This is a genomic window from Corynebacterium afermentans subsp. lipophilum, from assembly GCF_030408375.1.
GTDB lineage: Bacteria > Actinomycetota > Actinomycetes > Mycobacteriales > Mycobacteriaceae > Corynebacterium > Corynebacterium lipophilum.
In genome coordinates this window covers 1,525,741-1,536,243 of the sequence record NZ_CP046530.1, presented here as the reverse complement: position 1 = coordinate 1,536,243, position 10,503 = coordinate 1,525,741, and the positions used below count along the sequence as shown (strand labels likewise).

Here is a 10,503-nt window from a genome sequence, read left to right as displayed (position 1 = left end):
GCCGCATGGCCAAAAAATCCTCCTTCGTGCACCTGCATAACCACACCGAGTTCTCCATGTTGGACGGCATGGCGAAGGTGGACATGCTCGCCGACGAAGTTGTGCGCCAGGGCATGCCCGCGGTGGGCATGACCGACCACGGCAACATGTTCGGTTCGAACGCGTTCTACCGCCGCATGGTGGATGCCGGGGTCAAGCCGATCATCGGCATCGAGGCGTACATGGCCCCGGAGTCCCGCTTCAACAAAAAGCGCGTGCTCTGGGGCACCCCGGACCAGAAGCGTGACGACGTTTCCGCGTCCGGCGCGTACTTGCACCAGACGATGTTGGCGGAAAATGCGACAGGCCTGCGCAACCTGTTCAAGCTGTCGTCGCTGGCGTCCTACGAGGGCCAGCTGGGCAAGTGGCCGCGCATGGACGCGGAGCTGATCGCCGAGCACGCGGACGGCATCATCGCCACCACGGGCTGCCCGTCGGGCGATGTGCAGACGCGCCTTCGCCTCGGCCAGTACGACGCCGCGCTCGAGGCGGCGGCGATGTGGCAGGACATTTACGGCAAGGACAACTATTTCCTGGAGTTGATGGACCACGGCCTGCACATCGAGCGGCGGGTGCGCGAGGACCTTCTGCGCATCGGCCAGGCGCTGGATCTGCCGCCGCTGGTGACCAACGACTGCCACTACGTGCTCGAATCTCAGGCGCCGTCGCACGAGGCGATGCTGTGCGTGCAGACCGGCAAGACGCTGCTTGATCCGGACCGCTTCAAGTTCGACGGCTCCGGCTACTACATCAAGTCCGCGGAACAGATGCGCGAGCTGTGGGATTCCACGGTGCCGGACGGCTGCGACAACACCCTGTGGATTGCGGAGCGCGTCGGCGACTACGGCGAGCTGTGGGAGGAGCACCCGCACGACCGTATGCCGATCGCGGACGTGCCGGAGGGGCACACGCCGACGACGTGGCTGCGCGAAGAGGTATTGCGCGGTTTGAAGGAGCGTTTCGATGGTGGAGACGTGCCGGAGGAATACCTGACGCGCGCGAGCTACGAGATCGATGTCATCGACATGAAGGGCTACCCGTCCTACTTCCTCATCGTGGCGGAGCTGATCAAGCATGCTCGCGAGATCGGCATCCGCGTCGGACCGGGCCGTGGTTCTGCGGCGGGCTCCCTGGTCGCGTACGCGCTGACGATCACCAACATCGACCCGATGGAACACGGCCTGCTCTTCGAGCGATTCTTGAACCCGGAGCGCCCCTCCGCGCCGGATATCGATATCGACTTCGATGACCGCCGCCGCGGAGAAATGATCACCTACGCCGCAGAGCGCTGGGGCGAAGACAAGATCGCCCAGGTGATCACCTTCGGCACGGTGAAGACCAAGCAGGCGATTAAGGACTCGGCCAAGGTGAACTTCGGCCAGCCCGGCTTCCAGATGGCGGACCGCATCAACGGCGCACTGCCGCCGGCGATCATGGCGAAGGACATTCCGCTCTCTGGCATCACCGACCCGGAGCACGAGCGCTACAACGAGGCCGCGGAGGTCCGCTCGCTGATTGAGACGGATCCGGACGTGGCCAAGATCTATGAGACGGCCCGCGGCCTGGAAGGCGTGGTCAGGCAGGCAGGCGTGCACGCGTGTGCGGTGATTATGGCCTCGGTGCCGCTGATGGAGCATATTCCGATGTGGAAGCGCCCGGCGGACGGCGCGATCATCACCGGTTGGGACTACCCGGCGTGCGAGGCCATTGGCCTGCTGAAGATGGACTTTCTGGGGCTGCGCAACCTCACGGTGCTGGGTGACGCGCTGGAGAACGTGAAGAAAAACCGCGGCGAAACCATCGACCTCGAGGCACTCGACACCGACAACCAGGCGGTCTACGAGTTGCTCTCGCGCGGCGACACCCTAGGCGTGTTCCAGCTGGACTCGGGCGGCATGCAGGAGCTGCTCAAGCGCATGAAGCCGACCGGATTCAACGATATTGTCGCCTCGCTGGCGCTGTACCGCCCAGGCCCGATGGGTGTGAACGCCCACTGGGATTACGCCGACCGTAAGAACGGGCGCAAGCCGATTACGCCGATCCACCCGGAACTGGAAGAACCGCTCAAGGAGATTCTGGATGAGACCTACGGCCTGATCGTCTACCAAGAGCAGATCATGAACATCTCGCAGAAAGTGGCGAACTACACGGCGGGCCAAGCAGACGGCTTCCGCAAGGCCATGGGTAAGAAAAAGCCGGAGGTGCTGGCGAAGCAGTACGAGACGTTTTCCGCCGGCATGTTCTCCAACGGCTACTCCAAGGAGGCCGTGGATGCGCTGTGGGGCACGATCGAGCCGTTCGCCTCCTACGCGTTTAACAAGTCCCACGCCGCGGGCTACGCGCTGGTGTCCTACTGGACGGCGTACATGAAGGCGAACTACGCCGCTGAGTACATGGCGGCACTGCTGACCTCTGTGGGCGACAAGAAAGACAAGTCCGCGATCTATCTGTCGGACTGCCGCCACCTGGGCATTAGCGTGCTGCAGCCGGACATCAACGAGTCCGAAGAAAACTTCATGGCTGTTGGCGAAGACATCCGCTACGGGCTTGCCGCTGTGCGAAACGTCGGCGTGGAAGTGGTGGAGTCCATCAAGAAAACCAGGAAGGAAAAGGGCTCTTTCACCAGCTTCTCGGACTACCTGGACAAGATCGAGTTGGCGGCCTGCAACAAGCGAATCACAGAATCGCTGATCAAAGCCGGGGCATTCGACTCGTTGGAGCACCCGCGTAAGGGGCTCATGCTCATCCAGGAAGACGCCGTCGATTCCGTTCTGGCCACAAAGAAGGCGGCGGACAAGGGGCAGTTCGACCTCTTCGCCGGTTTCGGCGGGGAAGATGGCGCCGACAACTCCGCGTTCACCATCGAGGTGCCTGACGACGAATGGGACCGCAAACATAAGCTCGCACTGGAACGTGAGATGCTCGGCCTGTATGTCTCCGGCCACCCGCTCGACGGTTTCGAGGAGGCCATCGACGCGCAGACGGATACGCAGCTGACCACCATCCTCTCCGGAGAAATGCGAAACGGGGCAGAGGTGACCATCGGCGGGCTGATCTCCACCGTGGACCGCCGTTTCTCCAAGAAGGATGGCTCCCCGTGGGCGATCGTGACCATCGAGGACCACCATGGCGCACAGGTGGATGTGCTGCTGTTTAACAAGGTGTACGCACTGGTCGCGCCTCAAATCGTGGAGGACAACATCATTCTGGTCAAGGCGCACGTTTCCATCCGCGACGATCGCATGAGCCTGTTCGGCGATGACGTGAAGGTGCCGGAGCTTGGCCCCGGCAACGGTGCCGGGCTGCCGCTGAGGTTGACCATGCGCACGGATCAGTGCACAGCGGAGAATATCGCCAAACTTAAAGGCGTACTGGTGAACAACGCCGGCGATTCGGACGTCTACCTGAATCTGGTCAACGGAGAACACAGCCAGCTGATGATTCTGGGTGACCACCTGCGCGTGAACCGCTCGGCCAGCTTGATGGGCGACCTCAAGGCGACACTCGGCGCCGGGATCCTGGGCTAGCGCGCGGCCCCAAAACCAAGCGGAAAGCCCCGTCCGGTCACACCGGACGGGGCTTGGCGTATACGCAGCAGGCTTTACTGCTGGCCCGTCAGCGTCTTGAAGTCCTTCTTCAGGTTCTTGAGGTTCTCCTTCAGGCCTGGGACAGCGCCCACGACAACCATGAGGGAGCTGATCGCCGCTGCGAGGGCAGTGACCCAGACCGAGATCTTGGTGATGATAGTGAGTGCCTGCTCCTCGTAGGAGGACGGCTGCAGCCATGCCGGCGGGGTGTAGGTCGCCGTCGGAGTGATGGTTGCGACGTTGGGGCCCGTCGGCTTCTCCTTGCCGGTGGTAGCCGGGGTGGTGGTAGCCGGGGTGGTGGTACCGGTCGGCTCGACTACTACCGGGCCTTCCGTGGTGGGGGCTGGCTCGCTGGTCTTGGTCGACGCCGTAGTGGCCGGGGTGGAATCCTGCGTTGCCGTGGTGGCTGGCTCCGCAGAGACGGACGTGGTCGTCGTCGAAGTATCAGCTTCGGCGGCGGCTGCAGCACCCGCAAGGGAGCCGGCAGCGATAGCGGTTGCCGCGAAAGACACGGCTACGAAACGGGACTTCATTGATTGACCTTCCTCAGGCGAAAGAGAGCGGGTGGGTTAGAAGGGAAGATTCGGCAGTTGGAAGTTCGGCAGCTGGAAGTTAGGCAGCTCAAACTTCGGGGTGTACAGGTGCGGCAGACCCAGGCCGAACTGTGCGTTGACCATATCGATGATCTTGTTCGCGCCGCGCGGGTCAGAGAATACGATCAGGGAGGTGGTCAGCACAGCACCGAGGGTGCCGGAGAAGATGCCGACCAGGGTGCCCTGGGAGGAGCCGGAGGTCTGCGGCTTCGGCTGCTGCGGCTTCGGCTGCTGCGGCTTCGTGGTGGGCGCCGGCTGAGTGGTCTCAGTCGGCTCGGTGGTAGCCGGGGTGGAGGTCTCAGACGGCTCGGTCGGCTCGGAGGTGGTCTCGGTCGGCTGAGTGGTCTCGGTCGGCTCGGACGGCTCGGTGGTAGCCGGAGCGGTGGTTGCAGCCGGGGTGGTGGTCGTAGCCGCGGTGTCCTCCTGAGCGATCGCCGGGACGGTGGCCAGGGACAGAGCAGTTGCTGCAGCCACGGCTGCGGTGGAAATACGCTTCATATGTTCTCTTATTCTCCTCGTAGAAGATCCAAAACAGTCGATGTGGGCGCTGTGCCCGACATGACACCCCGATGAACCTAGCAGGTTTATGGTTAAAAATGTAGTGAAGCGGCGGCGTTTATTTCATGGACAGCAGTTGTCCGCCGCCACCCAATTACTTGGCAAACATCGAGTTCACGACGCTACCGAGCGCGCCCAGCGCGCCGATAACCAGCGCCACGGCAGCAAGTGCGATCGCAATCACACCGCCCTTGGATAGGGAGCTGCCGGCAGCGTCGTTGCCCGGCTGAGCGGGCTCGGCCGGCTTGGCCGGTGTCTCGATGAGCGAGTCCACCTGGAACACGGTTGTGGTGCCGGACACCTCGTTGCCCACGATCAGCAGGTTCTCGCCGTTCGGGGAATCCTTCGCCGGCACGAAGGTAAGGCCCTCGGCGCCCAGGTCGCCAACCTTCTCCAGGCCGGCCTTCACGGCGTCGTCGCCCTCGTCGGCAAGCTCTTCCATATTGATGGAGAAGTCGCGGTTGTTGATGTAGGCGGTGTAGGCCGGCTTCGCTGGGTCGGTGATGTCGTAGACGATCACGCCGCCGATGCGCTCAAAGCCGACAAACGCGTAGGTGCGGCCGCTGATCTCGCCGAGGGTGACGCCCTCCGGCTCCGGCCCCTTGTCATCGGAGCGGGACTCGAACTCGTTTTCCGTGTGGTTGGTGTTGAAATACTCCGGCAGAAGCTTCGCGGTGAGCTCCTCGAACTCGGCGCCGGAGTCGAACACGCGCTTGCCGTCGGCGGTGAAGATGGAGAAGCTGCGGCCGCCGTAGGTGTAGAGGTCCTCGTAGCAGTTCTTCTCTTCGTTCAAACCGAACGCGGTGGTGATCTTCAGCCGGCCCGCGTTTTCGTCGGCCTGGAATTCCTCGATTTCGCTGGCGGTCATGCCCGCGTAGCCTTCGCAGATCGGGGCCAGCTTCTTGCCGCCCAGCTTCTTGATGCGCTCTTCCTCGGAGTAGGCCTCCCAGTCGCGCGCGTCGCCCTCGTTGGCTGTGACCAGGTAGGTCGAGCCGTCGACCTCGTAGGCGGCGATGGAATCCGGCTGCAGAATGCCCTTAACCGGTGCGGTGCGGATGTCGATCTTGCCGTCCTTGTCGGAGATGTCCATCGGCACCTCGCGGCGGTCGGTGTAGCCCAGAGGCCACACGTCCTCGACGGTGGCGGTGGCGATGTCCACCACGGCGACGGCGTTGTTTTCCTGCAGCGTCACGTACGCCTTGCCGCCCGCGACGGCGATGTACTCCGGCTCGAGGTTCTGCGCCTCGGTGGTGGAGGCGCCCACCTGGCCGTAGATGTGCACGCCCTTATCCGCCAAGGTGCCTTCGAACGCAGTGAAGTCCGCGGTGCGCACATCGGCCTGGGTCGCGGTCTTTACAGCATCAGGAAGCTTTACGACGGATACGCTGCCCTCTGGATCAACCGAGTAGTCCTCAGCGGGCTCGCCCTCGTTTGCTACCAGTGCGTAATCGCCCTCCGGGGTGATGGTCACCATGTCCGGCAGGGCACCGACACCCACGCGGCCGAGCACGGTGCCGGGCGTGTCGGCGCCGGCGTCGAAGAAAATCAGTTCGCCGGCATCGGTTTTGTTCTCTGGCTCGACGGTGGCCACCGCGAGGCCGTCGGCACGCACAGCGACGGAGTTGATGGTGGTGTTCTTACCGCCGGAGACCTCGCCGACCTTGGTGAGCCTGGAGGGGTCAGCCGCGTCGAGGACGTCGATCTTGCCGGACAGCGCGTTGACGGTGAGGATGCGCTTGGAATCGGCGTGGAAGGCGACAATCTCGGCGGCGGACTCGTCAAAGGCGCCTGCGCCGTAGGAGCCCAGCACCGAGATGTCGGCGGTAGCGCCGTCGGCGAGATCCTTCACCGGCTCAGCAACGACGGCGGCGGTTGCCGGGGAGACAAGGCCGAGGGTGAGGGCGGTGGCGCACGCGGCGGCGAGGCCGGTGCGGGAGATGCGGTTTCCGGGCATGGGGGACCTTTCAGGGAGCTGTAAAAACGAGCTGAAAACGAATACGTGTTCTTGTGTACAGCCTGAAGGTGGGCGCGAAGTTACGGTGAGGTGAAGGGGGAGTAAACGAGCGGGGCAGTTGTAGACTCGCTAACCATGCGCACAGCCACACCGAACACATCCGACTCCGCCTTCGAGGAAGTCCACGCAGCCGACATCCGGTTCGCGCAAGGCCGGATCTCATCGGTGATTTCGCCGACTCCACTGCAGTACTGCCCCCGGTTGTCGGAGCAGTACGGCGTTAATGTCTACCTCAAACGCGAGGACCTGCAGGACGTGCGCTCCTACAAAATCCGCGGCGCCTACTACGGCATCTCCCGACTGGGGGACGAGGCCCGCGCCGCCGGTGTCGTGGCGGCGTCCGCCGGCAACCACGCCCAAGGCGTGGCCTACGCCTGCCGCGCGATGGGCATCCAAGGAAAGATCTTCGTGCCCAAGCCCACCCCGAAGCAGAAGCGCGACCGCATCCGCGTCCACGGCGGCGACGCCATCGAACTTGTGGTCACGGGCAACACGTTCGACGAGGCCGCGCAGGCCGCCCGCGAGGACGCCGCGGCACGCGGCGCGACGGTGATCGAGCCGTTCGACTCCCGCGACACTGTGGTCGGCCAGGGCACCGTCGCCGCCGAGATCGTGGCGCAGCTGGCCAGCCTGGGCAAAGAGCTGGACACCGTGCTGGTGCCGGTGGGCGGCGGCGGGCTTATCTCCGGCGTGCTGTCCTACCTGGCTGACATGTCCCCGGCGACGAAGGTGGTTGGGGTGGAGCCGAAAGGTGCGGCGTCGCTAGGCGCGGCGCGCGATGCGGGCGAACCCGTCACCCTGGAGGCCATCGACCCGTTCGTGGACGGCGCGGCGGTAAAGCGCATCGGCGACATCCCGTGGCAGATTTTCAACGCCCACCGCGACACCACCGAGCTCTACGCCGCGGACGAAGGCGCGGTGTGCACCGAGATGCTCGGGCTGTACCAAAACGAAGGCATCATCGCCGAGCCCGCCGGCGCGCTGTCCGTGGCGGGCCTGGAACTGGCGGAACTGGCGCCCGGTTCGACCGTGGTGTGCATCATCTCCGGCGGCAACAACGACGTGCTGCGCTACGCCGAGGTGATGGAGCGCTCCCTGGTGCACCGCGGACTGCGCCACTATTTTTTGGTCAACTTCCCGCAAGAGGCGGGCCAGCTGCGCCACTTCCTCAACGACATCCTCGGCGAGGAAGACGACGTCGTCCTGTTCGAGTACCTGAAGAAGAACAACCGCGAAACCGGCGCGGCCCTCGTTGGCATCGAGCTCGCCCGCGCCGAGGACCTCGCTCCGCTGCTGGGGCGGATGGATGAGTCGGCGATCGACTGCCGTCGCCTGGAGCCGGGCACACCGGAGTACGACTACATCGTGGCGGGTTAAGACGATGGAGCAGTCGTACGTACGCCCCGCAGATGAGCTGGTCACCCACGAGTTCGAAGTGAAACGCTCCCGGTTCATCGGCTGGATCGCCCGCGCAACCACAGAGCAAGAGGCGCGCGAGGTCATCAACACCGCCCGCGAAGAGTACCCGGACGCGCGCCACCACTGCTCCGCGTTCATCGTGCACCAGGACGCAGCGCAGCCCCTCGAGCGCTCATCCGACGACGGCGAGCCCTCCGGCACAGCCGGCAAACCCATGTTGGAGGTGCTTAAAGGCTCCGGCATGCAGGACGTGGTGGCGGTTGCGATCCGCTACTTCGGCGGCATCAAGCTCGGCACCGGCGGGCTGGTCAGCGCATACACCGAGTCCGTGGCCGACACACTGGAGCACGTCACCCGCGTCACCCGCGAGGTACGTGAGCTGGGCACCGTGGACTTCCCGCACGCCGAAGCTGGGCGCATCGAGTCGGAGCTGCGCACCGCAGGCATCGACGTCGTGGATGTGGAGTATGGGCGCGCCGCCACCTACACGCTGGCGTTCACGCCGGGGGAGCGCGATCGTGTGGACACACTTTTGGCCGCCGCCACTCACGGCGGCGCCGAGATGAAAGAGGCCGGCTACCGCTGGGTCGAACGCGGCGCGTAAGGCGCTACACTTAGACGCCATGACCATGCAGCCGCGCCCCAATGACCCGATCGCACAGCGCAAGGCCGCCGTGCGCCAGTACTCCCGCAACGCCGTCCTGTGGGCCGGCGGCGGCGTTGCCGGAGGCATCGCTTTCGGCCTGATTTTCAGTTCTTGGACCTTCTTGTTCCTCGGCCTTGTCGTTGCTGTCGCAGGCGGGTTCACCAACTGGAACAAGGTCCAGCGAATCGTCAACCACAAGGACCAGTACTAGCTTGACCCAGCCAACCATGGCGGCGGTGCGCATCGACGCCTGGCTGTGGGCCGTGCGCATCTTCAAAACCCGCAGCCAAGCCGCGGACGCGGTGCGCGCCGGGCACGTGAAAATCGACGGCAAGGCCGTCAAGCCCGCCCAGCAGGTCGTCCCCGGCGAGACGGTGCGCGTGTGGAAGGACCACCGCGAATACATCCTTGAGGTGGCGGCGACCGTGAGCAAGCGCGTCGGCGCGCCGGTTGCCCGGTCGTGCTACGTCGATCACTCGCCGCCGCCCCCGCCGCGCGAGCTGTTCGCGGCCCCGCCGGTGCGCGACCGCGGCACAGGCAGGCCGACGAAGAAGCAGCGCCGCGAGATCGACCGGCTGATGGGTCGGCGCAACTGAACTACTCGCCGCGCAAAAGCCGCAAACGGTTGGTCAGCCGCTTGCGCCGCACCTGCGGACGGTTGCCGGCGTCCCAGGTGCGCTCGATGTGTTCGGTGCCCAAGCGGTTGAGCAGCAAATCGTCCACGATGCGCACTTGGCCCGGCACGAAGGGGTAGGACAGCGAGTTCGAGATCGCCTCGATGTCCGCCGGGTTGGTCAGCTCCGCAACGTCGGAGACGTGCTCCATGCCGTGGGCGCGCAAAAGCTCCGTGCAGAAACGGTAGTCGCCCGCGCGCGACAGCGGGAACTGGTTGCCCAGCAGTACGGTGAGGATGCCCGGCAGGGTCTCCGGGGAGATCTCCGCGTCCACCTCGGTGTTGACCTTGTCTGCCGGATCCTCCGGGTTCGCCAGCGACGCGATCTGGTCGAACTGCTGGTCTGCAAGCTCTATCAGGCCCGCAGCCAGGGTGAAAGCCCGGTCCACCTGCGGGTCCAGGTTCTCGGTGGCGCGCTTGTACCGAATGTCGTGCTCGAACTCGGCCCAGGCGTGCTGGAGCACGGTGCGGATCTGCACCTCAAAGACCTGGCCGACGTACTCTTCCAGCCCCTCGGACTGCTCCTGCACCCGCACGATCATGTGGTGCGAGCCGTAGCCGAAGCCGCCGGCCACGCGCGTTTCTTCGGCCTTGTCCACGCTGCGCAGCACTTCGAACTGGTCCGCGAGGAGGCGCTGCACGGCCGGGATTTCAGTGGAGTGCAGCACCGTGATGCGCGCGCCGATGATGTCTTTGATGTCGTGCCACGGGTCGGGGTAGACCATCTCACCGTCGTCGCGCGTCTTGCGGGCCTTTTCCTTCAAAGAGGTCCAGGACTTCACGCGCGCGTCCACGCGGTCAAAGTTGACGCCGGCGTCGCGCATGAGTTCGTGCAACGCGTGCCGAAACGCGGTCGCGATGTCGTCGTGTTCGCGCATCCAGGCAAAGTAGGTCGACCCGAGCCGGGCGATGGTGTCGTCCATCGCCTTGTTCCTCGGCTTCTCAGGCTTTGCGGGATGCTTTGCAGTGCTCAT

At 64.6% G+C, this 10,503-nt stretch carries 9 protein-coding genes; 5 read left to right on the top strand and 4 right to left on the bottom strand.

The annotated features are described in order from the left end of the window. Positions 1–5 precede the first annotated feature (5 nt). Positions 6–3,566: a DNA polymerase III subunit alpha gene (gene dnaE / locus CAFEL_RS07340; protein WP_194559534.1), complete on the top strand. Its 3,561-nt coding sequence runs from the start codon at positions 6–8 to the stop codon at positions 3,564–3,566. 74 nt (positions 3,567–3,640) lie between these two features. Here dnaE and CAFEL_RS07335 read toward each other — a convergent pair whose 3' ends face one another. From CAFEL_RS07335 to CAFEL_RS07325, 3 genes are all read right to left on the bottom strand, one after another. Continuing rightward, complete coding sequence (locus CAFEL_RS07335) at positions 3,641–4,159, bottom strand: hypothetical protein (protein ID WP_194559533.1); 519 nt, start codon at positions 4,157–4,159, stop codon at positions 3,641–3,643. A 36-nt stretch (positions 4,160–4,195) separates the two neighbouring features. Continuing rightward, positions 4,196–4,717, bottom strand: a complete 522-nt coding sequence (locus CAFEL_RS07330; RefSeq protein WP_194559532.1) for a hypothetical protein — start codon at positions 4,715–4,717, stop codon at positions 4,196–4,198. A gap of 154 nt (positions 4,718–4,871) precedes the next feature. Beyond that, positions 4,872–6,731: a choice-of-anchor I family protein gene (locus CAFEL_RS07325; protein ID WP_194559531.1), complete on the bottom strand. Its 1,860-nt coding sequence runs from the start codon at positions 6,729–6,731 to the stop codon at positions 4,872–4,874. A gap of 135 nt (positions 6,732–6,866) precedes the next feature. Here CAFEL_RS07325 and ilvA point away from each other — a divergent pair, with 135 nt between their 5' ends. The 4 genes from ilvA to CAFEL_RS07305 are packed head-to-tail and all read left to right on the top strand — an operon-like array spanning position 6,867 to position 9,452. Further along, positions 6,867–8,168 (top strand): threonine ammonia-lyase IlvA, encoded by a 1,302-nt coding sequence (gene ilvA / locus CAFEL_RS07320; RefSeq protein ID WP_194559530.1) that lies wholly within the window; start codon positions 6,867–6,869, stop codon positions 8,166–8,168. Positions 8,169–8,172: 4 nt separating this feature from the next. Then, the gene (locus tag CAFEL_RS07315; protein ID WP_194559529.1) at positions 8,173–8,814 is read left to right on the top strand and encodes a YigZ family protein; all 642 of its coding nucleotides are present in this window, start codon (positions 8,173–8,175) and stop codon (positions 8,812–8,814) included. 19 nt (positions 8,815–8,833) lie between these two features. Next, a complete protein-coding gene (locus tag CAFEL_RS07310; protein ID WP_181888708.1) occupies positions 8,834–9,067 on the top strand; it encodes a hypothetical protein in 234 nt (77 codons plus the stop codon). 16 nt (positions 9,068–9,083) lie between these two features. Next, on the top strand, positions 9,084–9,452 hold the full coding sequence (locus tag CAFEL_RS07305; RefSeq protein WP_194559841.1) for an RNA-binding S4 domain-containing protein: 369 nt from the start codon (positions 9,084–9,086) through the stop codon (positions 9,450–9,452). Between the two features lies 1 nt (position 9,453). Here the strand turns inward: CAFEL_RS07305 and CAFEL_RS07300 are convergent, their stop codons facing one another. Continuing rightward, positions 9,454–10,503 carry a GTP pyrophosphokinase gene (locus CAFEL_RS07300; RefSeq protein WP_228496178.1) on the bottom strand — a complete coding sequence of 350 codons (1,050 nt, stop codon included), beginning with the start codon at positions 10,501–10,503 and terminating at the stop codon, positions 9,454–9,456.

Coding starts and splice junctions, on each gene's coding strand:
- CAFEL_RS07330 (WP_194559532.1), bottom strand. CDS start 4,717: ATGAAGCGTATTTCCACCGCAGCCGTGGCTGCAGCAACTGCTCTGTCC.
- CAFEL_RS07325 (WP_194559531.1), bottom strand. CDS start 6,731: ATGCCCGGAAACCGCATCTCCCGCACCGGCCTCGCCGCCGCGTGCGCC.
- CAFEL_RS07310 (WP_181888708.1), top strand. CDS start 8,834: ATGACCATGCAGCCGCGCCCCAATGACCCGATCGCACAGCGCAAGGCC.
- CAFEL_RS07300 (WP_228496178.1), bottom strand. CDS start 10,503: ATGAGCACTGCAAAGCATCCCGCAAAGCCTGAGAAGCCGAGGAACAAG.
- CAFEL_RS07305 (WP_194559841.1), top strand. CDS start 9,084: ATGGCGGCGGTGCGCATCGACGCCTGGCTGTGGGCCGTGCGCATCTTC.
- CAFEL_RS07335 (WP_194559533.1), bottom strand. CDS start 4,159: ATGAAGTCCCGTTTCGTAGCCGTGTCTTTCGCGGCAACCGCTATCGCT.
- ilvA (WP_194559530.1), top strand. CDS start 6,867: ATGCGCACAGCCACACCGAACACATCCGACTCCGCCTTCGAGGAAGTC.
- dnaE (WP_194559534.1), top strand. CDS start 6: ATGGCCAAAAAATCCTCCTTCGTGCACCTGCATAACCACACCGAGTTC.
- CAFEL_RS07315 (WP_194559529.1), top strand. CDS start 8,173: ATGGAGCAGTCGTACGTACGCCCCGCAGATGAGCTGGTCACCCACGAG.